Genomic DNA, 23359 nt, shown 5'->3' on the forward strand with positions numbered 1-23359 from the left:
GTTCTACCGGTCTTTTTTGTGGGTTATGCTTTTGTTATTTTTGTATTTTTAACCAATATATGTGCAGAGACCGGGGCGGGGGGAAGGCTTCAATACCTCTAAAACGGTGTTCAGAGCCTAGCTCGGAACCATCGGGCTTGAATCGAAATATTATAGTTTTAATTAATTTTAACTAATTATTTCATATTGTAGGATATTTTTCCATATTTGAGCAGAAACCTATGGCAAAATGGCAATTGAAACATTACATACTCTGGAAATAATTGAGGCGATGGAGAATTTCCTCGAACGCAAAAGACCTAAGGAAGAACTTAGATCGAAGATAGATCTTTCCTATGTTATCGAAAAGCAAAGTGTCATCATTCGAGAGGTACGCCCCCGATGGGATAGACCTGAAGAGATTGTAGAGATACCAGTAGCTAAAGCGACCTATGTCACTTCAAAAAAGATGTGGAAAGTGTTTTGGAAGCAGGGAGATCTCAAGTGGCATGCCTATACGCCCGAACCCCTCGTCCCCAATATTCAGGATTTCGTCGTATTGGTGGAACAGGACGAGTATTATTGCTTCTGGGGCTAATGTATCATTTTTCAACATATACTATAAAGCTGGGGAATCTGATTAATTTAGCGGCTAAAACGAGAGGTATTGGCTAAGAGTACTACGAAAGAAACCCCGCTAATGCAGCAATACAACACGATCAAGGCGAAATATCCTGGTGCTTTATTGCTGTTCCGCGTCGGAGATTTTTATGAAACATTCGGAGAGGATGCCGTTAAGGCTGCCGGAATTTTAGGTATTGTGCTTACCAAAAGGGCTAATGGCTCGGCTTCGCATATCGAACTGGCAGGTTTCCCTCACCATTCGATAGAGACCTACCTCCCCAAATTGGTTAGGGCAGGTCAACGGGTTGCCATATGCGATCAGCTGGAAGATCCAAAAACAGTCAAAACTATAGTAAAACGTGGTGTGACCGAACTGGTAACGCCGGGAGTAGCATATAGCGATAATATACTTCAGCAGAAGTCCAACAATTACCTTGCTTCGGTATACTTTGATAAGAATGTAACGGGTATTGCATTTATAGACATCTCCACTGGTGAGTTCTTAGTTGCTCAGGGAACGAACGAATACATAGACAAGCTCTTGCAGAGCCTGAAACCGAGCGAAGTGATCTTTCCAAAAAGCCGGGCACGGGAGTTCACAGAGGCTTTCGGCGACCGTTTTTATACCTATACGCTGGATGAGTGGGCATACTCCGGCGACTTCGCACACGAAAATTTGCTTAAGCATTTTGAGGTAAGGTCTCTGAAAGGTTTTGGTATCGATAGATTGGCTGTAGCCAACACAGCCGCGGGTGTTGCCTTGCATTATCTTAATGAGACTGAGCATCGAAACCTTCAGCATATATCATCGATTGCACGCATTGAAGAAGACCGTTATATGTGGCTCGATAGGTTTACCATTCGGAACCTGGAGCTTATCGGGTCTGCCAATGAGAATGCTGTAACGTTGGTTGATGTTTTGGACCAAACACGTTCTCCAATGGGCGCCAGGATGCTGCGTCGCTGGATCGTCATGCCGTTGAAGGAGCGCAGACCGATTGAGGAGCGACTGAATGTTGTTGAATTTCTAGTCAATAATGAGGCTTTGCGCGAATCTTTGCTTCATGAAATAGCTCAGATCGGCGATCTGGAACGGCTGATATCTAAGGTGGGGCTTCAGAAAGCAAATCCAAGGGAAATCTGTCAGTTAAAGAGAGCGCTAATAGCCATTGAAAAGATTAAAGGCCATTGTGATATCGCTGAAAGCGAAGCTTTGAATCGTATCGCCGAGCAACTCAACCCCTGTCTTCTGATCAGGGAGAGGATTGAAAAGGAACTCCATCCTGAACCTCCGGCTTTGGTTCTGAAAGGTGGTGTTATCGCAGACGGTATCAACGAGGAACTTGATCGTCTTCGTAAAATTGCATTTGGAGGTAAGGGCTACCTGGTGGAGATCCAAAAACGCGAAGCAGAGCTAACGGGGATACCGTCACTGAAAGTCGCCTTTAACAACGTCTTTGGATACTATCTTGAAGTGACTAATTCTCATAAGGACAAGGTGCCTGCTGAATGGATAAGAAAACAGACGCTTGTGAATGCAGAGCGTTATATCACTCCGGAACTGAAGGAGTATGAAGAACAAATTTTAGGAGCTGAAGAGAAAATACATGCGCTTGAGAGCCGTCTTTATGCAGAACTTGTTTATTCTCTTTCAGACTATATACGTCCGATTCAACTGAATGCGCAACTGACCGCTCAACTGGACGTACTTCTTTGCTTTTCAACGCTTGCCATTAAAAATTTTTATGTGAAACCAGTTATCACCGATGACCATGTTTTAGATATCAAAGGTGGACGGCATCCGGTGATAGAGAAAAATCTTCCCTTGGGAGAGGACTATATTACAAACGATGTCCATCTCGACAATGAATCGCAACAGATCATCATTATAACGGGGCCTAATATGGCTGGTAAGTCGGCACTCCTTCGACAGTGTGGTTTAATAGTGCTAATGGCGCAGATTGGTTGTTTTGTTCCAGCGAAGGCAGCCCGTATCGGGATTGTTGATAAGATTTTTACCAGGGTAGGAGCGTCTGATAATTTATCTTCTGGTGAGTCTACCTTTATGGTCGAGATGAATGAAACGGCTAGTATTATGAATAACCTTTCAGAACGAAGCCTTATTCTTTTAGACGAGATTGGTCGCGGTACATCTACCTACGATGGAATTTCCATTGCATGGGCGATTGCTGAGTTTTTGCATAATCACCCGACGGCTAAGGCGAAAACGCTTTTTGCCACGCATTACCATGAATTGAACGAGCTATCAAACTCATTCAGCAGGATCAAAAATTTCAACGTGACGGTTAAAGAGGTAGGAAATAAAGTTATATTCCTACGCAAGCTTGTTCCTGGTGGAAGTGAACATAGCTTTGGTATTCATGTAGCGAAGATGGCTGGGATGCCCCCGAAACTTATTTCGAGAGCAAATGAAATCCTTAAAAGGCTCGAGCAGGAGAGAACAGGGGGCGAACATATTAAAGACAGCATAAAAAAGGTACAGCAACAAGCCTATCAGCTTCAGATGTTTTCCATAGATGATCCTGTGCTGGTTAAAATACGCGATATGCTGAACAATCTAGATGTGAATACACTGACGCCGGTAGAGGCGCTGATGAAGCTGGACGATATTCAACGTATTTTAAAAGGATGAAAGTGGCTATGTTGAGTTTAAGATCCCTATTCTTTTTTTTGATCGCTTGCCTGGTTTTCACATCCTGTAAGTCGAGGAAGATTATCACTGATGCTTCCAGCGCACGGGGGAAGGAATTGAGCGGCACCCTAGAACAACGTTATTCTACGTTGTTGGGCGTTCGTGAGAAAGATATCAAGGATCAACGTTTATACAAGTTTATTGATAGTTGGATGGGCGCTCCTCACCGCTTGGGTGGTATGGACAAGGGTGGAATAGATTGTTCAGGCTTCACCACGATCTTGCAAAAAGAAGTGTTCAGTAGGAGTGTCGCCCGGACAGCACGGGAAATGGCAGACCAGGTTAAGCGCCTGTATGAAGAGGATCTGAAAGAAGGGGATCTCGTCTTCTTTAATTTCGGAGGCCAGCCTTTTAATCACGTTGGCGTGTATCTCCATAATAACAAATTTGTGCATGTTTCTACAAGTAAAGGGGTAATTATCAGTGACCTTAAGGATCCATGGTACTATAAATACTTTTCACGTTGCGGTTCCGTTAAATAGACAGTCTTTGCCATAATAATCGCTTCTTTAACGGATACCAAACATAATAGATTATTTTTACGACTTTTGCGGTAGTGGCGGAGAAAGATTAAACTCTAAGCCTTTAATGATTTAATAAATGAAACTTAATCTGAAACGCCCTCTTGCTTTCTTTGACCTTGAAGCTACAGGTACAATTATTGGCTTTGACAGAATCGTCGAAATTGCTGTGCTGAAGGTTTTCCCTGATGGTTCAAAGGAGATGAAAAATGCTCGTATCAACCCGGAAATGCCGATCCCTTTGGAGACCTCATTGATTCATGGAATATATGATGAAGATATAAAGGACGCCCCAACTTTTAAGCAGGCAGGTCCTGAGTTCGCAGCGTTTCTTGATGATTGTGACCTGGCAGGATACAATTCAAATAAATTTGATATACCGATGCTGATGGACGAGTTCCTTCGCGCGGGTGTTCCTTTTGATATCGACAACAGGAAGTTCGTTGATGTACAGAACATCTTTCATCAGATGGAGCAGCGTACACTTAAAGCTGCATACAAGTTCTACTGCGGAAAGTCACTTGAGAATGCACATAACGCCGATGCTGATACCTTGGCGACGTATGAGGTTCTTCTGGGTCAGTTGGAACGGTATAAAGATGTGGAGTTCGTTGATAAGAAGGGTAATGTCTCTGTTCCGGTGAAGAATGATGTGGATGCGCTCCACGAGTTTACGAACCTGCACAATCCGGTCGACTTTGCTGGTCGGTTAGTTTTTAATGACCAAGGTGTGGAGGTTTTCAATTTCGGAAAACATAAAGGGAAGTGCGTGGAGGAAGTATTCCAGGCGGAGCCTAGTTATTACGCATGGATGCAGAATGGCGATTTTCCTTTATACACGAAGAAATGTCTGGAGAAGATCTGGGTGAGATGGAATGAGAAAAAGGTTCTTGTTAAGAAGACTACAGAAACCAAAATTGAGGTAGATAGCCCGCGGACGATTACCCCTAAAAAGGATACTGATTCGAGGCCTATGTTTAAAAAGAAAGAGCCAGTGGCTCCTGTTACAGATTCCATGCTGGATGAATTAAAAAAGAAGTTTGGCAAATAGCTTAAAAGGTCGGTTTAACCGACCTTTTTTATTTAATAGGCTTTAGGAAGTTTATATTTCGCTTAAGTCCCGCAAATTTTGTACGCTTAACTGCGGAGCCTTTAAAGAGCTGTTTAAAAACATCCTCTGTAATTTCTTCCCAATCAGTTGCAGACATTTTGAGTAAATTTGATGAAGGTTCCAATGAAGGTTCATCATGACGTCTGGAAAATCGGTTCCACGGGCAGACATCCTGACAAATATCACATCCAAACATCCAATTATCCATTTTACCACGAAATTCAGTCGGTAAATCATCTTTCAGCTCGATGGTGAGATAAGAGATACACCTGGAGCCATCCACCACTTGTGGGGATATTATAGCGTCTGTGGGGCAGGCATCTAAACACCTTGTACATGTACCGCAGTAATCCTTATCTGAGGCAATGTCAAATTCGAGGTCAAGGTCTACAATGAGTTCGGCGAGAAAGAAGAACGAGCCTGCTTTTGTATTTATCAGATTACCATTTTTTCCTATCCATCCGAACCCGGACTGCATAGCCCAGGCGCGGTCGAGCACAGGTGCAGAATCTACAAACGCTCTTCCAGAGACGTCGCCTATCTGCTCTCTCATGAATTGGAGGAGATCTTTTAGCTTTGATTTAATTACATCATGATAATCGGCACCATAAGCATATTTTGAGATGCGGGGAGCAGATGGATCGTCCTGTTTCTGATCTGTATAATAGTTTAAGGCCAAAGAAATCACTGAACGCGATCCCTCAACTAATTTAGTTGGATCGAGTCGCTTGTCGAAGTGGTTTTCCATATAGGACATTTTTCCGTGATATCCGCTTTTTAGCCAGGTCTCAAGCCTGGGTGCTTCCTTCTCGAGAAATCCGGCTTTTGCTATACCACAGAACATAAAGCCCAGCCTACGTGCTTCTTCTTTAATGAGTTGACTGTATCTCCGGGCATTATTGTGCATCGTGCAAAGATATAGAATAACGAATTAGGGCTCCGAGCTATATTATGACTATTTTTGCGTCGATTTTATATGTCGGATTCTAATACTCGCCTTTATACATGGCCGTTTGGCCTTCTATGCGTAAGTTCTTTACTTTTCTCCGCTAGCTTCAATATGTTGATACCCGAGTTGCCTGCCTATTTGAGTGGCCTGGGAGGTGCTGAATATAAAGGGTTGATAATCGCATTATTCACATTAACCGCTGGTATTTCGAGGCCTTTCAGCGGAAAGCTGACTGATACTGTAGGGCGTATTCCGGTGATGGCTGTCGGTTCAATTGTCTGCTTTGTTTGCGGTTTCTTATACCCGGTTCTTGGCACGATAAACGGCTTTTTATTTCTAAGGCTTCTGCACGGTTTTTCTACGGGATTTAAGCCCACTGCAACTGCCGCTTACGTAGCAGACATCGTTCCTGTAAAAAGGTGGGGAGAAGCTCTTGGCATTCATGGCTTATGCTTTAGTACTGGTATGGCCATCGGTCCTGCGATTGGTAGTCTTATTACGAGCCACTATTCGATCAATGTTTTGTTCTACAGTTCTTCCGTCTTCGCAATGCTTTCTATCCTGATATTGCTCAATATGAAAGAAACCTTAAAGTTGAGAGAGTCGTTTAAACTGTCTCATCTGAAGATCTCAAGAAGTGAAATCATTGAGTGGCGCGTCATCCCGGCGGCATTGATTATTCTTCTTTCCTATCTTGGTTATGGTGTGTTGCTGACGCTTATCCCAGATTGGGGCGAACATTTGGGTATAACAAACAAAGGTTTGTTTTTTATGACGTTTACCATTTCATCGCTTATGATTCGTTTTGTTGCGGGCAAGGTATCCGATCGCTTTGGTCGTGTAGCTGTAATAAAAGTTGCGCTCATAATGCTTTGTATCTCATTCTACCTGATAGGACACGCCCAATCAGTCGCTGATCTGTTGGTTGGTTCAGTCGCTTATGGAATTGCCGGGGGAATATTTTCTCCAGCAACCAATGCCTGGACAGTTGATCTAAGTCATCCTGACCACAGAGGAAAGGCTATGGCAACGATGTATATTGCGCTTGAAATCGGTATTGGTGCGGGCGCACTTTTGGCCGGTGCATTGTATAAAGATAAGATAGGGATGATACCAATCATCTTTTACATTTCTTCGGGTGCATGTGTGGTAGCGCTCTTATATATACTACTGCGGGAAAGGTTTCAAGGCGCTTATTAAATCGGCCTTATAAAAATGATAGGCTGTCCCTGCAAGGGACAGCCTATCATTTTTATAAGGGAATAGGGCTATTTAGTGCGTAATCTCGTTGCTTTCGGGAGCAGCAACCACATTTTTCAGGTTAAGAACCTGGCTGGTCCATGATCTGAGTTCAGCACATAGTTCCGGATCTTCGTTCAACGATTTACCAAAAGAAGGAATCATCTCTTTCAACTTTGCTTGCCATTCGGCGGAATTGTATTTTTCCGGAAAGCAGGTTTTAATTAAACCGAGCATGATAGAGACTGCAGTGGAAGCACCCGGAGAAGCTCCTAAGAGAGCTGCGATACTGCCCTCAGATCCAGTTACAACTTCAGTCCCAAATTCAAGAATACCGCCCTTTTTAGCGTCTTTCTTAATAACCTGAACTCGTTGACCGGCAACCTCAAGTTTCCAATCTTCCATTTTAGCATCGGGAAAATAGCCCCTTAAAGCGTCCATTCTTTCGTCTCTGGACTGTCGTACCTGATCAATCAAATACTTAGTCAGGGGGATGTTCTGGATACCAGCTGCCAGCATGGGAACTATATTACTAATGCGAAGAGATGACAGTAAATCAAAGAATGAACCTTGTTTGAGGAACTTGGTTGAAAACCCCGCGTATGGACCGAATAGTAGGGCTTTCTTACCATTTATGACCCTTGAATCGAGATGCGGCACGGACATTGGTGGTGAGCCGACCTCAGCCTTTCCGTAGACTTTTGCTTCGTGCCTTCTGATGACATCAGGATTTGTACAAACCAGCCACTGCCCACTCACCGGGAAACCGCCGAAGCCTTTTCCTTCCTTGATTCCTGACTTTAATAGTAAATGTAATGAACCTCCTCCTGCACCAATAAATACGAATCGTGCCCTGACTTTCCGCTTCTTGCCTGTTTTATCGTCCCTGAGTGATACAGTCCAACGGGAGCTGTCATCTTTTTTTAGTTTCGTCACTTCCTGACAGAAATGCATATTAACTCCGTCTAATGCCTTAACAGCTCCGAACATACACTTGGTAAGGGAACCAAAGTTAACATCGGTTCCGATCGACATCCGGGTAGCAGCTACTTTCTGATTCTCAGGACGGCCTTCCATAACAAGAGGAATCCACTCCCTTAATTTGGCAGTGTCTTCAGAGTATTCCATTCCCTGAAACAATGGAAGCTGGCTAAGTGCTTCATAGCGCTTGCGAAGGAACTCGACGTTTTCTTCGCCCCATACGAAGCTCATATGCGGTATGCTTTTGATGAAGTTCTTTGGCGGACAGATAAATCCTGTCTCAACAAGATGCGCCCAGAACTGGCGGGATATTTCAAATGACTCACCTATTTTGACAGCTTTAGATGTTTCAATCGTGCCGTCTGCTAACTGAGGAGTGTAATTTAATTCGCAGAATGCAGCGTGTCCCGTACCTGCATTGTTCCATGCGTCTGAACTCTCGGCAGCAACGGCATCCAAGCGTTCAAATATCTCAATCGTCAGATTAGGCTCTAACTTTTTAAGCAGCACTGCAAGAGTGGCGCTCATTATCCCGGCACCAATCAATACGACGTCGGGTTCGTTCTGCAAAGAATTTTTATTCGTATCCATTATAATGTTTGCTTTGGGTAAAGGCTAAACACTAATACAGTGTGTTTACCTTATGCTTCCTTCTCTCGGTTGATGTATTTCGTTGAGAATGATTGTATAAAATTACGTATAAATTGAAAATATGTCAAATTATCGGATGTTCTTTTGATTAAATTAAAATGCTATGACTCTTCTTCTCTTTAGTCTACAAACTTACTGTGTCTCTGCTAGAGCGGTTTATGTATTCAAGAGACCTTACCGGCTCATTTACATATATTTAGAAAGTTTCTGCAGCGAAATTGTTTGCACAAAAAAAAGGCCGGATTAACCGGCCTTTCACATAAATTTGAGATTATTTATTCTTCTTTTTAGCTGCTTGCTGCTGTTGTCTCATATAATCGTCCATTCGTTGCTGAAACTTAGATTTTTTCTTCTCCGTTTCAGGCTTCTTTTTGTTTTCCTGTATGCGAGCATGAATTTTTTCATCATTCACAAGCTGTCTGATGATTAACTGTTGAACGAATGTGAGTACGTTGGCACAGAAGTAGTAATAATTTAAACCAGAAGGATAACTGTTCAAGACCGTCAGGAAAATAATCGGAGTGATGTAACCGATATATTTCATTTGTCCTGTTACCCCAGATGTCTGATTGTTTATGTAAGTAGTTGCTAGTGTGGATATCGTCATCAGCAAACACATCAGACTGATGTGGTTTACATTCAATAAAGGTATTGTTGGGAAATTGATGACTGAGTCATAAGTTGACAGGTCTTTCATCCAGAGGAAGCTCTCCTGTCGCAGTTCGAACAAGTTTGGAAAGAAGAAGAAGAATGCCATTACGATAGGTAGTTGTAACAGCATTGGGATACATCCTCCGAGCGGGTTGACTCCAGCTTTCTTATAAAGCTTCAAATATTCTTGCTGCAGCAATGTGGGGTTATCTTCACCAACTTTACCTTTGATCTCGTCCATCTCTGGTTTTAGAACTCTCATCTTTGCCATTGAAAGATAAGACTTATAGGTAAGTGGGGTGAGGACCACCTTCAAGATGATTGTCAGGATGAGAATGATCAGTCCATAGTTCCATCCCATTCCTTCGAGGCCATTGAAGATCGGCAATACCGCAACGCGGTTTATCCACTTCAAAGGGCCCCAACCCAGATCGACCTGTTTTTCTATATTGTAACCTTGATCTTTTAATGTGTTAAATCTATTAGGGCCAAAATAAAATTCAAGTGGATAGGAGTTTGCATCTTTTCCTTTAGCCAGTTGCATATTGGCGGAAAACGATTTTACCAGGCCTAACTGAGCCGGAACTTTTACATCCAGCGTGCCTTTCTCAAAGCCGTTTTTCGCAATCAGAACATTAGAGAAAAAGTGTTGCTTAAATGAAATCCACTGAATTTTGCCATCCTCGCCCAGTTCTTTCTTTTCATCTTCACTTACCCCTATGTGGTCTACTTCATTTTCGCCGTGATTGAAATATGCGCTTGAATAGCGTTGTTCACTTGCCAGGTCCTTTTCTTTCTGCTTAAGCGTAGCCTGCCAGTTAACGGTAATCGGTTTAGACCCGATAATGTTGTCTAAGCCATGCGTTACAATGGTCAGTCCTAAATTATAGCTATTTCCCTTAAGTGAATAGATGTAATCGACATACTGATTATCGGAATAGCTAAGACGCATTGTAAGGCTTGATGAATCACTTTGGGCAACTGTTAGCGCTCTGGCTGAAGGTGTAAAATAGAAATTCTCCGTATTGACGTCCTGGTTGGAAGCTGATAGACTCAAGCTGAATTTATTGTCAGCACTATCGAGCATAACCAAGGGCTTACCATCAAAAGTCTTCATCCCTTTTAACTCGACTGAAGCTATGCGGCCACCCTTTGTACTCAGGTTGATTTTTAGCAATTCGTTCTGTAGTACTATCGTTTCACTTACTCCGGTAAGCGCAGTTCCAAAAGGCCCCCGAAATGCATTGGAGTCTATGGCTACAGCTTTGGCTGCTTCTTCTTTCGCTTTGTCAGCTGTTTTGGCAGGAGCAGGGCTACCTGCTTTTGCACGGGCTATAGAGTCTTGTAATATTCTCTCTCTTTTAAGTTCTGCTTCTGACGGGTTCATCAGATACATAGAACCTATGAAAATGATTAAGATTAAAAAGAGTCCCGTGAATGTATTTCTATCCATTTATTCTTGATATCTGTTCTTATTTTTTACTGTTTTTCCTTGAATGTGCTAAAGAAGCGGCGACAAAGTTAACAAAAAGCGGATGTGGATTGGCAACTGTTGATTTTAATTCGGGGTGAAACTGCCCGGCAACGAAAAAGGGATGGCTTTTGAGCTCTACTATTTCAACAAGGCCATTGTCTGGATTGATACCAGATGCTATCATTCCCGCTTCTTCAAATTGCTTAAGGTATTCATTATTAAACTCGTATCGATGCCTGTGTCTCTCTGTAATTTGAGATTTTCCATAGATGTGGTACGCTTTAGTTCCTTTCTTGAGATCACAGATATAAGATCCGAGGCGCATTGTACCTCCTTTATTTTTTATTTTTTTCTGTTCTTCCATCATTGAAATTACAGGATCAGGAGTATTTTCGTCCATTTCACTGCTATTGGCATCTTTTAACCCCAATACGTTACGCGCAAATTCCACTACTGCGCACTGCATGCCAAGGCAGATACCGAAGAAAGGAATGTTATTCTCACGGACATGCTGAATGGCTATAATTTTCCCTTCGATTCCACGGCTTCCGAAGCCCGGTGCAACGAGTACACCATTTAATCCTCCCAGACGTTCCGCAACATTTTCGGCTGTAATGCTTTCTGAGTGTATGGATACAACCTTTACTTTACATTCATTACTAGCTCCCGCATGAATAAATGCTTCGGTTATGGATTTGTAGGCGTCAGGAAGTTCAACATATTTTCCTACCAAACCTATTTTAATCTCCGAAGTAGGGTTTTTAAGTCTGCCGAGGAAGTTTTTCCAATTATCCAAATTTGGATCACTTTTTAAGGGAAGCTTTAATTTCGAAAGAACCGTTTTATCAAGCTGTTCTTTAAGCATCATCAATGGAACGTCATAGATAGTAGAAGCGTCAATTGACTCAATTACAGCATTGATGTTCACATTGCAAAACAGGGCGACTTTTCTTCTTATGTCAGCAGATAGCTGGTGCTCTGTGCGGCAGACGAGAATGTCGGGTTGAATCCCATATTCAAGCAGCATTTTCACGGAGTGCTGAGTTGGTTTCGTTTTTAACTCTCCTGCAGCAGCCAGGAAAGGCACGAGTGTAAGGTGTATAACAAGTGAGTTGCTGCTACCCAATTCCCAACGTAGCTGGCGAACTGCTTCAATGAATGGTAGAGATTCAATATCACCAACGGTTCCGCCGAGTTCAGTTATCACAATGTCAAAATCTTCACCCTGGCCAAGAAGGACCATGTTGCGCTTAATTTCATCAGTGATATGAGGAACAACCTGAACTGTTTTGCCAAGATAAGCACCCTCACGTTCTTTATTTATCACGTTTTGGTAAATCCGCCCAGTGGTGATATTATTGGCCTGGGATGTCGGTACGTTTAAGAATCGTTCATAATGACCCAAATCCAGGTCGGTCTCTGCACCATCCTCAGTTACATAACACTCGCCATGTTCATAAGGGTTGAGAGTTCCTGGATCAATGTTGATATAGGGATCGAATTTCTGAATTGTGACACGATAGCCACGGGCTTGTAACAGTTTTGCTAATGAAGCGGAAATAATGCCTTTTCCTAACGACGAAGTAACGCCGCCCGTAACAAATATGTATTTGGTCATGAGTGTGATGGATTTAAACGTAAAGCACGAGTATAAATGCGTGTTTCTACGTTCTTTTGTACGGGTTACAAAACTACGAAAAAAAGGACGATCTAAAAGAATTGATTACATTTCTAATCGGTGATTTTGTTACACCACTTAATTTAAATCGTTTACCTTTGCTGCCTTAACCTGAAATTGACCTTAATGGTAAAATTTGACAGATTCACACTAGATAACGGATTAACGGTTCTCGTTCATGAGGATCCAACTACACCGATGGCGGTAGTTAATATATTATATGATGTAGGAGCGAGGGATGAAGACCCTTCTCAGACCGGCTTTGCTCATCTTTTTGAGCATCTGATGTTTGGGGGATCTGTGAATATTCCATCGTATGATGAGCCACTGCAGCGCGTCGGAGGGGAGAATAACGCATTTACCAGTAACGATATCACCAATTATTATGTGACTCTGCCTGCCGTAAATCTCGAGACAGCATTTTGGTTAGAAAGCGACAGGATGCTTAGTCTGGCGTTTTCGGATAAAAGTCTCGAAGTGCAGCGTAATGTTGTTTGCGAGGAATTTAAACAACGTTATCTCAACCAGCCCTATGGCGATGTGATGCTTAAATTACGGCCGCTTGCGTATACAAAACATCCCTATTCCTGGCCAACAATAGGAAAGGAGCTTTCCCATATTGAAAATGCCAGAATGGAGGACGTTAAGGCTTTTTTCAAGAAACATTACAGTCCGGTTAACGCAATAATGGTGGTAGGCGGTGCCGTGAAAACCGAAGAGGTTGAAAGGCTGGCAAAAAAGTGGTTTGGCGACATTCCTTCAGGCCAAAAATACAACAGAAATCTTCCGGTGGAGCCGGTACAGGTTGAACCCAGACGTCTTGTTCACTACGCGGATGTACCTGTGAATGCCATATATATCGCCTTCCATGTTCCCGCCAAGAACGACCAGGGATATTACGAAGCTGATCTAATTGGTGATTTGCTATCACGAGGGAACTCCTCGCGTCTGTATAATAGTCTGATTAAGGACCGCAAATTATTTACGGATATAAATGCCTCATTAACCGGAAGTTCTGATCCAGGTCTTATGATCATAGATGGACGCCCATCAGAAGGTGTCAGTATTGAAAAGGCCGAAGCGGCGATCTGGGAGGTACTAAATCGCCTATCCAATGAGCGTGTTTCTGAGGCTGAACTTAACAAGGTCAAGAATAAGATTGAATCAACCATGGTTTTTGCTGAGATGAGCCTATTGGATAAAGCTATGAACTTAGCCTATTTCGAAGTGCTTGGCGACGCAGACGACTTAAATAAAGAGACTGATCGTTATCTGGGGGTTACGTCAGAAGACATTCAACACCGTGCCAAGTCTATTTTTAGAAAAGAAAATTCTTCTACCTTATTATATCTGTCCAATTTATGATTAACAGAACCATAGCACCGGAATTTAAGCAGATAGAAGAGATAAGCCTCATTCAGGCTTCTCCGAAGCTTCTTGATAATGGGATAAAACTTTATGTTGTCGATGCAGGAGAGCAGGATCTTGTTCGCATAGAGTTTCTTTTTCGTAACATTAACTGGGACGTATTACGCCCACTTCAGGCCTATGCCACTAACGCACTGCTAATAGAGGGTACATCCACACTATCTTCATACCAAATCTCGGAAAGTATCGACAGCTATGGCGCTTTCGTGCAACCCGAATATAGCTTTGATTATTCATCATTTACGCTATATACATTAAGTAAACATTTGGATGCGGTTTTTCCCATCATCAAGGATATCCTTACTGACGCGGTGTTTCCACAGGAAGAACTGGATACTTTGATCCGGAACCAGAAACAAAAGTTGCTTGTGAGCCTGGAGAAAAATGATGTCGTTACCCGGCGCGTATTTAACCATTCATTATTTGGGAACTCCATTTATGGTTATCTTGTAGAAGCTGAAGATTACGACAGAATAGATCGGGATCAGTTACTTAATTATTATAAAAAAGCCTATCAACCGAATAATTGCACCATTATCGCTTCTGGAAAAGTCGATAATAATACTGTGGCAAAGATTAATTCCTTCTTTGGATCGAATTGGAACGCTGACGATGATTTTGTCGTGAACTCTTTTCAGTTCCCTGAGACGACAGGAGGCATCTTTTATACCGAGAAACCTGATTCCCTGCAGTCCGCAATCAGGCTAGGTCAGATTTCAGTATCCAGAACGCATCCTGATTTCCCAGCTCTCCAGTTTCTTAATACTGTGTTGGGTGGGTATTTTGGATCGAGACTGATGGCCAATATTCGCGAAGAAAAAGGGTATACCTATGGTATTGGCTCTGCACAGGTATCACTTTTGAATGCAGGATACTTCTTGATCGCGTCGGAAGTGGGTGCAGAGGTGTGCTCTTCCACAATGACCGAAATTGAGAAGGAAATTAATGTACTCAGAACGGAACTTATACCGCCTGATGAGCTTGAGCTCGTTAGAAACTATATGCTCGGCTCGTTTCTTGGAAGCCTCGAAAATGCATTTTCACATGCAGAAAAGTTTAAAAGTATCTTTCTTTCCGGGTTAGACTATGACTACTATACGCGTTATATTCAGATCATTAAAGGAATAAGTTCGGAAGAACTTCTCGATCTGGCAAACAGGTATTGGCACTTTGATCGTTTTAACAAAGTTATTACCGGGAAAAAATAGGTAATTTTATATTTTAGCGCTCCTATGGAAAGACCTGTTAACTTCATTCTTGCTGATAAGTTTGTAAATACGAAGATCTATTATGTTAAGTCATTTGAAGATTTTCCGCTCGGTATTATCCGGTATTCACTTTCCCAGAAAGAATATGTTTTTAATCCGGATGGTGCCTATCTGAACTTCGAAGTGATGATTCAGATAGGGTCATTTCTGAAGAACTTAATGGACGATCACAATCGTAGTTCAGTGTCCTAAGCCTAATATTTGTGTATTTTATTGATATTTTGTAGTTTCGCCCATGCAAGAGAAAATTATCATTCTTGACTTCGGTTCGCAATATACTCAGCTTATTGCTCGCCGGGTTAGAGAACTAAACGTTTACTGTGAAATCCATCCGTACAACCACCTTCCACCGGTTGATGAAAGTGTTAAAGGTATTATCTTTTCAGGTAGCCCTGCGTCGGTAAGACAACCTGACGCTCCACAGATTGACTTCAGTTTGTTTCATAAAAAATTTCCTCTCTTAGGAGTTTGTTATGGCGCACAGTATCTGGCCTATAAATTAGGTGGCGATGTAGTTCCCTCGACTATACGGGAATACGGACGTGCACATTTACACTATGTAAATGATAATAATCCTCTTTTAAAGAATATAAGTCCCAACTCGCAGGTATGGATGTCTCACGGGGATACTATCGCAGAGATCGCCGATGATTTTGAGGTAATCGCAAGTACTGATACCGTGAGGGTTGCTGCGTATCAGATCAAAGGAACTCAAACTTTCGGTATACAGTTTCATCCGGAGGTTACCCATAGCACAGATGGGAAGCAGCTATTGGAAAATTTCCTTGTGGACATTTGTGGCTGTTCTCAGAACTGGAATCCTGATTCATTTATTGATAGCACTATAAGCAGCCTCAAAGAAAAGCTCGGTGATGATAAAGTAGTACTCGGTCTTTCCGGCGGGGTTGACTCATCTGTAGCAGCTGTTTTATTACATAAGGCCATCGGCAAGAATCTGCATTGTATTTTTGTTGACAACGGATTATTGAGAAAGGGTGAATTTGAAGAAGTGCTCGATTCTTACCAGCATATGGGTCTTAATGTTCGTGGGATCAATGCCCGGGAGCTGTTTGTCGGACAGCTAACAGGCGTTAAAGATCCCGAACAAAAGAGGAAAATTATAGGTGCAGCGTTTATTGAAGTATTTGACAATGCCGCACATGAGGTTCAGGATGTTAAATGGTTAGGACAAGGTACAATATATCCGGACGTAATAGAGTCGGTATCTGTTAATGGACCATCAGCTACTATTAAGTCACATCATAATGTTGGTGGCTTGCCTGATTTTATGAAACTTAAAGTTGTCGAGCCTTTGAATACTCTCTTCAAAGACGAAGTCAGGAGAGTTGGTAAAGCTTTAGGACTTGACCAGGCACTTTTAGGCCGCCATCCGTTCCCTGGACCGGGCCTGGCTATTAGAATACTGGGTGAGATCACTCCGGAGCGTATCGCCATCCTTCAAGAGGCCGATGCGATTTATATTAATAACCTCAAAAGTTCCGGATGGTACGACAAGGTATGGCAAGCAGGTGCAATCTTTCTTCCGGTTCAGTCTGTGGGTGTGATGGGTGATGAGCGAACATATGAACACGTTATCTGTCTGAGGGCTGTAGGTTCAATGGATGGGATGACGGCTGATTGGAGCCATCTTCCCTATGACCTGCTTGGTAAAATATCTAATGAAATAATCAATAATGTAAAAGGGATCAATAGAGTCGTTTACGACATATCGTCGAAACCGCCTGCAACTATTGAGTGGGAATAAAAAATGTCAAACAAATACGAAAACCAGCTTAGAACTTTTCTTAGGATTTTGGAAGCTTACCCCGGCGCGATACAACTTTCGCGATTTCTTCCGGGATATTTTCGTGAACATAGACAAATGGGATCAGGCGACAGGCGTACAGCCAGTCGCCTTCTTTATAATTACTATAGGCTGGGAAAGGCATGTAGCTCTCTTCCGCCGGAAGAGCGACTCATGCTTGCAGAGTTTCTTTGTGAAGGTAAACAAAGTGTCTTTCTGCAGTCCCTGCGCCCTGCGCTTTATGCTCAGGCAGGTGATTCTCTCGCGGATCGCATATCATTTCTAGAGGCCTCCGAACCTGATTTTCTTCTGGCGGATATCTATCCCTTTGCCAATCACCTTTCTGACGGCATACAGCATCGTGACTTCCTTAGCTCCTTCTTTCAGCAACCGGATCTATTTATCCGTGTACATCCTGGAAAATTGCCTCTGGTTATAGCGAAGCTTCGTGAAAGCGGAGTACTATATAAAGAAATTGCCGACCATTGTCTCGCCATGCCAAATGGAACAAAACTGGATCAGTTGTTTCCAGACTCAGTGATGAAACGGCCATTCGAAGTGCAGGACCTGGCATCGCAACGTTCAGGTGATTTTTTTAAGCCTTCAAAATACGACTATTGGTGGGATGCATGTGCGGCATCAGGGGGGAAATCATTGCATTTGTTCCATCAACAAAAGGATATCAAACTTCTGGTTTCTGACGTTCGGGAAGGCATCCTCGAAAATCTCGATGAACGCTTCGCGAATGCTGGGTTTAAAACATACCAAAAGAAGGTTTTAGATCTTACAAAAGATCCCTCGCTGTTCATGCATAGTTATCAGTTTGATGGAATTATTCTGGATGCACCGTGTACGGGTTCGGGAACGTGGGGCAGAAGCCCCGAGCTCATTAGCCAGTTTGAAGAAAGGCAAATTTTGACCTTTCAGCGTCTGCAGCGCATAATTGCGGGTAATGTTATAAAGTTTCTAAAAGAGGGTAAGCCACTTGTTTACATTACGTGCTCGGTTTTCGCGGAAGAAAACGAAGCTAATGTAGACCACTTTGTAAAGACTTACAATCTGAAAGTCGAAGATATGGAGCTGATCAAAGGTTACGATAGGCGAGCAGACAGTATGTTTGTGGCCAGACTCATCCGGTAGTTTTACACCTACAATCCTGTATTGTTTTTGAACAGCTTGATTGCGATTGCGAGCAAAATAATACCGAATGCTTTACGCAATACGTTCAGCCCTGATTTTCCTAACAAGCGCTCTAGCCATATAACTTTTTTCAGAACGAAGTACACAAAAACCATGTTTAGGACGATACCAACGAGAATGTTTTGAGTATCGTACTCTGACTTCAATGATAGAAGTGTAGTCATCGTTCCGGCGCCAGCGATAAGAGGAAAAGCCAGCGGAACTATCGATACACTTTCGGGTACATCCTCCTTAAAGAGGTTAATCCCTAGAATCATTTCCATCGCAATAAAGAAAATAACAAACGAACCGGCTATTGCAAAGGATGCAACGTCAAGCCCGATTATATTTAATAGTTCCGTTCCTAGAAAAAGGAACAGAATCATTAATATCATAGACACGAACGTCGCTTTCTCCGATTGTATATGCCCTGCTTTTTTTCTTAGTTCAATTACTACTGGAATGGAGCCAATTATATCGATGATGGCAAACAAGATCATCGTTACAGATATAATCTGTTTGTGGTCGAAATCGAAGTATTCTGTCATTCTTTGTGGACTGATATGTCCGCAAAGATATTAAGTTTACAGAGTTTTATATATTCTTTTCTTCGCGCAGCTGTCTTATTTTGCTATGGCGCTTCCCATAACTAAAATACAGTACTATCCCGAGGAACATCCATCCGGCCAATCTGATCCAACTTTCTGATGGTAGCGAATACATCAGATAAACACAGACCAGTATACCCAGAACAGGTACAACAGGAACCCAGGGGGTTCTGAACGGACGCTCAGCATTCGGCAGTCTTTTTCGAAGCACAAGAATACCGAAGCATACTAGTGCAAAAGCAAACAAGGTACCTATACTTACCATGTGACCGAGATCAGATACGGGAACAAATCCGGCGAACAGGCTCACGAAAACCATAAAGAAGATGTTCGTTTTCCAGGGTGTGTGAAACTTCCTGTGTATCGAGCTGAAAAACCGTGGTAGTAAGCCGTCTTTCGCCATTGTATAAAATACGCGTGACTGACCCATAAGCATTACCAAAAGCACAGACGTATATCCTGCGAGAATTGCTACTATCAATCCATCCTGTAAGAAGGTATAGCCCGTCATGGCAAATGCTGTGGCTGCTGGCTTAGCATCACCCGCAAAGTCCTTGTAATTTACTAAGCCTGTCATCACATGGGCGAATAGAACATACAGAACCACACACACCAATAGTGAACCAATAATCCCTATTGGCATACCTTTTTGGGGGTCTTTAGCCTCCTGAGCCGCAGTTGATACAGCATCGAAGCCAATAAACGCAAAGAAGACGACGGCAGCTCCGGTGGATATACCTGTCCAGCCGAAATTCTCAAATGCTCCAGTGTTTTCAGGAATATATGGGACATAGTTTTCAGGGTTGATATGACTCCATCCGAGGGTTATAAATAACACTACTACAGCTATTTTAACTACTACCAGAACGTTGTTTATGGCTGCTGATTCGCGGGTTCCTCGCATTAAAACAAAAGACAGGAGGAAAACTATCAATACAGCGGGCAGGTTGATCAATCCTCCGGCTATCACCGTTCCATCTCCAAGACGCACCGTCTCCCAAGGTGAGACAGCAAGCTGATGAGGAATTGTAATATTATACTTATGGAGGATTTCTAACAAGTATCTTGACCAACTAACCGATACGGTAGCGGCTCCGAGCGCATATTCCAGAACGAGGTCCCACCCTATAATCCATGCCATGAACTCTCCTAGTGTGGCATAAGAATACGTGTAGGCACTTCCGGCTACTGGAATCATTGATGCGAACTCCGCATAGCATAATCCAGCAAAAGCGCAGGCTATAGCTGCAAGGACAAAGGATATTGTTACAGCCGGCCCTGCATTTTCTGCAGCTGCAATGCCCGTGAGGGAAAACAATCCGGCACCTATTATAGCGCCAACACCCAGGGCTATCAGGTTGAAACTCGAAAGGGTTCGCTTAAGATGACCTTCGCCACTCGCACCTGCTTCTAACAGTAGCTGTTCAATAGACTTTTTATGGAACATAGATAGTAAAATAGAAATCAAACCTAATGCTTTTTCCTTTTAAATCACAAGTGAATTGTAATCAAGTCGCTTTTTTCGCTGTCAGGAATTACATATACAGGCGATGTTGCAGAGCGGAGGTGGATCTTTTTATCTTGCACTTGACGTGATCTGGATGTATGAGTGTTTTGTGAATCAGCTATATGTGGAGCAATAATTAAAGAGACAATCGACATAAGCTTGATAAGAATATTCATTGAAGGACCGGACGTGTCTTTGAAGGGATCTCCGACAGTATCGCCGGTTATTGAGGCCTTATGTGGTTCTGAATTTTTGTAGAACGTCTCGTCGTTGATCAAGGCTCCCTTTTCGAATGATTTCTTTGCATTGTCCCAGGCTCCACCGGCGTTGGATTGGAACATACCCATAAGCACTCCCGAAACAGTGACTCCAGCCAGCACTCCACCCAGGACTTCAGGCCCAAGGGTGAAGCCAACAAGCACAGGAACCACCAGAGCAATAGCTCCGGGAAGCATCATTTCTCTAAGGGAAGCTTTAGTAGATATCGCAATACATTTTTCATATTCGGGTCTTGCCTCGTATTCCATTATACCGGGGATGTCACGGAACTGCCTGCGAACCTCTTGTACCATGTCCATGGCAGCCCTACCAACAGCGGCGATGGCGAGGGAGGAAAAAATATAGGGGATCATACCGCCCACAAATAGCCCTGCAAGAACATCCGCTTTATAGATATCAATAGAATCGATCCCCGCAATGCCGACAAATGCAGCAAAGAGTGCGAGCGATGTAAGTGCAGCGGATGCTATTGCAAAACCTTTTCCCGTAGCCGCAGTTGTATTTCCGACTGCGTCGAGATTATCTGTCCGCTCCCTTACTTCTGCTGGTAATTTGCTCATCTCTGCGATTCCACCGGCATTGTCTGCGATCGGTCCAAATGCATCAATAGCCAATTGCATTGCTGTAGTAGCCATCATTCCTGCTGCTGCTATTGCAACGCCATAGAGTCCTGCGAAATGGTATGATCCGTAAATTCCACATGCAAGAACCAGTATTGGAAGTAAGGTGGATTCCATCCCAACCGATAGTCCGCCAATGATATTTGTAGCATGTCCTGTTGATGACTGATTAACAATTGACTGGACTGGTCTTTTGCCCATAGCGGTGTAATATTCAGTAATCAAACTCATGAGCGTTCCTACTAGAAGACCAACCAAAATAGAATAAAAGACATCCTCTTTGGTAAATGAGAAGCCTCTTATGAGCATGGTGTCTGGTAGCATCCAGATAACTGCGAAGTAAGAGGCCAGCGCTGTTAATATTATCGAAGACCAGTTTCCCAGATTAAGAGCAGCGAGAACACTATCCGATTCATTTTTTATCCTTACAAAAAAGGTAGATACGATCGAAAAGATCAGCCCTAACCCGGCAATCAGCATGGGAAGCAAGATAGGAGCAATTCCACCGAAATTATCTACCGAAATAATCTCGCGGCCCAATACCATTGTTGCGAGTATTGTAGCTACGTAAGACCCGAAAAGATCAGCTCCCATACCCGCTACATCGCCTACGTTATCACCTACATTGTCGGCAATGGTAGCTGGATTTCTTACATCGTCTTCCGGAATACCGGCTTCCACCTTGCCAACGAGATCGGCTCCAACATCTGCAGCTTTGGTATATATCCCGCCCCCTACACGCGCAAAAAGTGCTATTGACTCGGCACCCAGTGAAAATCCCGCGAGCACTTCAAGGGCTTTCTCCATACTCTTCCCATTAACCTCGGCACCAGTCTGAACCACATACATTTGATAAAAAACAATGAAAAGAGAACCCAAGCCGAGAACCGCGAGGCCAGCGACACCGAGTCCCATCACACTTCCTCCGTTGAATGCTACCCTGAAAGCCTTCGAAAGGCTCGTTTTGGCCGCCTGAGCGGTGCGGACATTTGCTTTGGTGGCAATATTCATTCCGATATATCCGGCAAGCGCTGATGTAAAAGCACCAATCAGAAAAGAGACGGAAATCATCCAGCTTGAAGTCTCCACAAGCGTACCCGACCAACACAATATTGCACCAGTAACAAGCGCAAAATAACTGAGGACCTTCCATTCTGCTTTTAAAAAAGCCATAGCACCGGCAGCGATGTATCCGGAAAGTGTTTGCATTTCAGCATCTCCGGGATCTTGGCTGATTACCCATTTTGATTTCGAGAACATTACAATGATCCCAAGAATACCCATCAATGGGATGAGATAGATTAAGTTTGCGTACAGAAAGTTCATATTGGTAGCTGGTTAGTTTATGCATGTTCATAGGTGCTGCTTATAGCTAATCGACCATCTTACCTGATTTTTTAAGATATCTTACAAATAGGTATAGGAGAGTTAGCGCTGCGAGGAAAACTGCGATTAAAATATTCCTTAAGTCGTTGTCATTGCTGGTGATCTGCGGATAGTAGAGAAGAAGGATAAGGGTGATTCCCACCAACCAAATAAACTGCGTATTGTATTCCTTTAAAATCCATCTCCTTACATTAAAGTGCATACCATGGAGTGTAGAGCCTATACCTTTCCAATTAATCCACCATCGATCAACTCGATCACAGTACATTTCAAAGTCCTTCCCGAATTTGTTTCTCAGAAAGTTTTCTTCAGCAAGGACGATGGCTTGGTATATAAAGAGAAAGACAGGCATGAACAGACCTACGAACAAAGCAGAATTGGAGAGAATCCCCACACCTAGAAGCATTAAAATATTACCCACGTAAAGTGGATTTCTGCAATGACGAAAGACGCCTTCTGTGACCAGATTGTCCGCATAGACTTTCTTATTTTGCCCTCCACGAACTATATAGGCGAGCCCGATTGTGAGGCCTCTGATAAGTTGTCCGCTAACAGTGATTATCAATCCCAATACAATCGGCCAGATATAATAATTTTGTCCAAATGCGTCTTCGGTAAAAATCCGGGGAGAAGGAATAAAGAGAGCCAGATACAGAAAAATGAAAAGCACATTTCTGTACCTGAAGAAAAAGTTGCCAATAGAAACCAT

At 43.0% G+C, this 23359-nt stretch carries 18 protein-coding genes; 10 read left to right on the plus strand and 8 right to left on the minus strand.

The features are described 5' to 3' along the window. Nucleotides 1–229 precede the first annotated feature (229 nt). The 4 genes from ACKI5J_RS04790 to ACKI5J_RS04805 all read left to right on the plus strand — a co-directional run bounded on the left by ACKI5J_RS04790 (nucleotide 230) and on the right by ACKI5J_RS04805 (nucleotide 4888). A complete protein-coding gene (locus ACKI5J_RS04790; protein ID WP_407427051.1) occupies nucleotides 230–577 on the plus strand; it encodes a DUF3024 domain-containing protein in 348 nt (115 codons plus the stop codon). A gap of 69 nt (nucleotides 578–646) precedes the next feature. Further along, nucleotides 647–3256 (plus strand): DNA mismatch repair protein MutS, encoded by a 2610-nt coding sequence (gene mutS / locus ACKI5J_RS04795; RefSeq protein ID WP_407427053.1) that lies wholly within the window; start codon nucleotides 647–649, stop codon nucleotides 3254–3256. Between the two features lie 8 nt (nucleotides 3257–3264). Further along, nucleotides 3265–3798, plus strand: coding sequence for a C40 family peptidase (locus ACKI5J_RS04800; protein WP_407427055.1), 534 nt, complete (start codon nucleotides 3265–3267; stop codon nucleotides 3796–3798). A gap of 118 nt (nucleotides 3799–3916) precedes the next feature. Continuing rightward, nucleotides 3917–4888, plus strand: coding sequence for an exonuclease domain-containing protein (locus ACKI5J_RS04805; RefSeq protein ID WP_407427057.1), 972 nt, complete (start codon nucleotides 3917–3919; stop codon nucleotides 4886–4888). A gap of 28 nt (nucleotides 4889–4916) precedes the next feature. Here ACKI5J_RS04805 and queG read toward each other — a convergent pair whose 3' ends face one another. Then, complete coding sequence (gene queG, locus ACKI5J_RS04810) at nucleotides 4917–5855, minus strand: tRNA epoxyqueuosine(34) reductase QueG (RefSeq protein WP_407427059.1); 939 nt, start codon at nucleotides 5853–5855, stop codon at nucleotides 4917–4919. 69 nt (nucleotides 5856–5924) lie between these two features. On the opposite strand from queG, the gene ACKI5J_RS04815 reads away from it, so the two are divergent. Further along, nucleotides 5925–7097, plus strand: coding sequence for an MFS transporter (locus ACKI5J_RS04815; protein ID WP_407427061.1), 1173 nt, complete (start codon nucleotides 5925–5927; stop codon nucleotides 7095–7097). A gap of 72 nt (nucleotides 7098–7169) precedes the next feature. Here ACKI5J_RS04815 and ACKI5J_RS04820 read toward each other — a convergent pair whose 3' ends face one another. The 3 genes from ACKI5J_RS04820 to ACKI5J_RS04830 all read right to left on the minus strand — a co-directional run bounded on the left by ACKI5J_RS04820 (nucleotide 7170) and on the right by ACKI5J_RS04830 (nucleotide 12511). Further along, entirely contained in the window at nucleotides 7170–8708 is a 1539-nt protein-coding gene (locus ACKI5J_RS04820; RefSeq protein ID WP_407427063.1) for a malate:quinone oxidoreductase, read from the minus strand. Between the two features lie 331 nt (nucleotides 8709–9039). Beyond that, nucleotides 9040–10872 (minus strand): membrane protein insertase YidC, encoded by a 1833-nt coding sequence (yidC, locus tag ACKI5J_RS04825; protein ID WP_407427065.1) that lies wholly within the window; start codon nucleotides 10870–10872, stop codon nucleotides 9040–9042. 19 nt (nucleotides 10873–10891) lie between these two features. Further along, entirely contained in the window at nucleotides 10892–12511 is a 1620-nt protein-coding gene (locus tag ACKI5J_RS04830; protein ID WP_407427067.1) for a CTP synthase, read from the minus strand. 186 nt (nucleotides 12512–12697) lie between these two features. Here ACKI5J_RS04830 and ACKI5J_RS04835 point away from each other — a divergent pair, with 186 nt between their 5' ends. From ACKI5J_RS04835 to ACKI5J_RS04855, 5 genes are read left to right on the plus strand one after another with little or no spacing between them, the layout of a single operon-like run. Continuing rightward, nucleotides 12698–13936 (plus strand): M16 family metallopeptidase, encoded by a 1239-nt coding sequence (locus tag ACKI5J_RS04835; protein WP_407427069.1) that lies wholly within the window; start codon nucleotides 12698–12700, stop codon nucleotides 13934–13936. Further along, a complete protein-coding gene (locus ACKI5J_RS04840) occupies nucleotides 13933–15207 on the plus strand; it encodes a M16 family metallopeptidase (protein ID WP_407427071.1) in 1275 nt (424 codons plus the stop codon). Before ACKI5J_RS04835 ends, ACKI5J_RS04840 begins: the two co-directional genes overlap by 4 nt. 24 nt (nucleotides 15208–15231) lie before the next feature. After that, entirely contained in the window at nucleotides 15232–15459 is a 228-nt protein-coding gene (locus ACKI5J_RS04845) for a hypothetical protein (protein WP_407427073.1), read from the plus strand. A 43-nt stretch (nucleotides 15460–15502) separates the two neighbouring features. Continuing rightward, a complete protein-coding gene (guaA, locus tag ACKI5J_RS04850) occupies nucleotides 15503–17032 on the plus strand; it encodes a glutamine-hydrolyzing GMP synthase (RefSeq protein WP_407427075.1) in 1530 nt (509 codons plus the stop codon). A 3-nt stretch (nucleotides 17033–17035) separates the two neighbouring features. Further along, nucleotides 17036–18211: an RsmB/NOP family class I SAM-dependent RNA methyltransferase gene (locus ACKI5J_RS04855; RefSeq protein WP_407427077.1), complete on the plus strand. Its 1176-nt coding sequence runs from the start codon at nucleotides 17036–17038 to the stop codon at nucleotides 18209–18211. A gap of 8 nt (nucleotides 18212–18219) precedes the next feature. On the opposite strand, the gene ACKI5J_RS04860 is transcribed toward ACKI5J_RS04855, so the two are convergent. The 4 genes from ACKI5J_RS04860 to ACKI5J_RS04875 are packed head-to-tail and all read right to left on the minus strand — an operon-like array spanning nucleotide 18220 to nucleotide 23359. After that, a complete protein-coding gene (locus ACKI5J_RS04860; protein ID WP_407427079.1) occupies nucleotides 18220–18798 on the minus strand; it encodes a MarC family protein in 579 nt (192 codons plus the stop codon). Between the two features lie 46 nt (nucleotides 18799–18844). Further along, entirely contained in the window at nucleotides 18845–20305 is a 1461-nt protein-coding gene (locus tag ACKI5J_RS04865; RefSeq protein ID WP_407427081.1) for an amino acid permease, read from the minus strand. A gap of 44 nt (nucleotides 20306–20349) precedes the next feature. Further along, nucleotides 20350–22590 (minus strand): sodium-translocating pyrophosphatase, encoded by a 2241-nt coding sequence (locus ACKI5J_RS04870; RefSeq protein ID WP_407427083.1) that lies wholly within the window; start codon nucleotides 22588–22590, stop codon nucleotides 20350–20352. 46 nt (nucleotides 22591–22636) lie between these two features. Continuing rightward, nucleotides 22637–23359 carry a methyltransferase family protein gene (locus tag ACKI5J_RS04875; RefSeq protein ID WP_407427085.1) on the minus strand — a complete coding sequence of 241 codons (723 nt, stop codon included), beginning with the start codon at nucleotides 23357–23359 and terminating at the stop codon, nucleotides 22637–22639.

The sequence above is a fragment of the Arcticibacter sp. genome (assembly GCF_045629565.1).
Classification (GTDB): Bacteria; Bacteroidota; Bacteroidia; order Sphingobacteriales; family Sphingobacteriaceae; genus Arcticibacter.

Excerpts from the sequence above, each read along its gene's own strand:
- ACKI5J_RS04790 (WP_407427051.1), top strand. The coding sequence starts at position 230 with ATGGCAATTGAAACATTACATACTCTGGAAATAATTGAGGCGATGGAG.
- ACKI5J_RS04800 (WP_407427055.1), top strand. The coding sequence starts at position 3,265 with ATGTTGAGTTTAAGATCCCTATTCTTTTTTTTGATCGCTTGCCTGGTT.
- ACKI5J_RS04805 (WP_407427057.1), top strand. The coding sequence starts at position 3,917 with ATGAAACTTAATCTGAAACGCCCTCTTGCTTTCTTTGACCTTGAAGCT.
- queG (WP_407427059.1), bottom strand. The coding sequence starts at position 5,855 with ATGCACAATAATGCCCGGAGATACAGTCAACTCATTAAAGAAGAAGCA.
- ACKI5J_RS04815 (WP_407427061.1), top strand. The coding sequence starts at position 5,925 with ATGTCGGATTCTAATACTCGCCTTTATACATGGCCGTTTGGCCTTCTA.
- ACKI5J_RS04820 (WP_407427063.1), bottom strand. The coding sequence starts at position 8,708 with ATGGATACGAATAAAAATTCTTTGCAGAACGAACCCGACGTCGTATTG.
- yidC (WP_407427065.1), bottom strand. The coding sequence starts at position 10,872 with ATGGATAGAAATACATTCACGGGACTCTTTTTAATCTTAATCATTTTC.
- ACKI5J_RS04830 (WP_407427067.1), bottom strand. The coding sequence starts at position 12,511 with ATGACCAAATACATATTTGTTACGGGCGGCGTTACTTCGTCGTTAGGA.
- ACKI5J_RS04835 (WP_407427069.1), top strand. The coding sequence starts at position 12,698 with ATGGTAAAATTTGACAGATTCACACTAGATAACGGATTAACGGTTCTC.
- ACKI5J_RS04840 (WP_407427071.1), top strand. The coding sequence starts at position 13,933 with ATGATTAACAGAACCATAGCACCGGAATTTAAGCAGATAGAAGAGATA.
- ACKI5J_RS04845 (WP_407427073.1), top strand. The coding sequence starts at position 15,232 with ATGGAAAGACCTGTTAACTTCATTCTTGCTGATAAGTTTGTAAATACG.
- guaA (WP_407427075.1), top strand. The coding sequence starts at position 15,503 with ATGCAAGAGAAAATTATCATTCTTGACTTCGGTTCGCAATATACTCAG.
- ACKI5J_RS04855 (WP_407427077.1), top strand. The coding sequence starts at position 17,036 with ATGTCAAACAAATACGAAAACCAGCTTAGAACTTTTCTTAGGATTTTG.
- ACKI5J_RS04860 (WP_407427079.1), bottom strand. The coding sequence starts at position 18,798 with ATGACAGAATACTTCGATTTCGACCACAAACAGATTATATCTGTAACG.
- ACKI5J_RS04865 (WP_407427081.1), bottom strand. The coding sequence starts at position 20,305 with ATGTTCCATAAAAAGTCTATTGAACAGCTACTGTTAGAAGCAGGTGCG.
- ACKI5J_RS04870 (WP_407427083.1), bottom strand. The coding sequence starts at position 22,590 with ATGAACTTTCTGTACGCAAACTTAATCTATCTCATCCCATTGATGGGT.
- ACKI5J_RS04875 (WP_407427085.1), bottom strand. The coding sequence starts at position 23,359 with ATGGTTTCTATTGGCAACTTTTTCTTCAGGTACAGAAATGTGCTTTTC.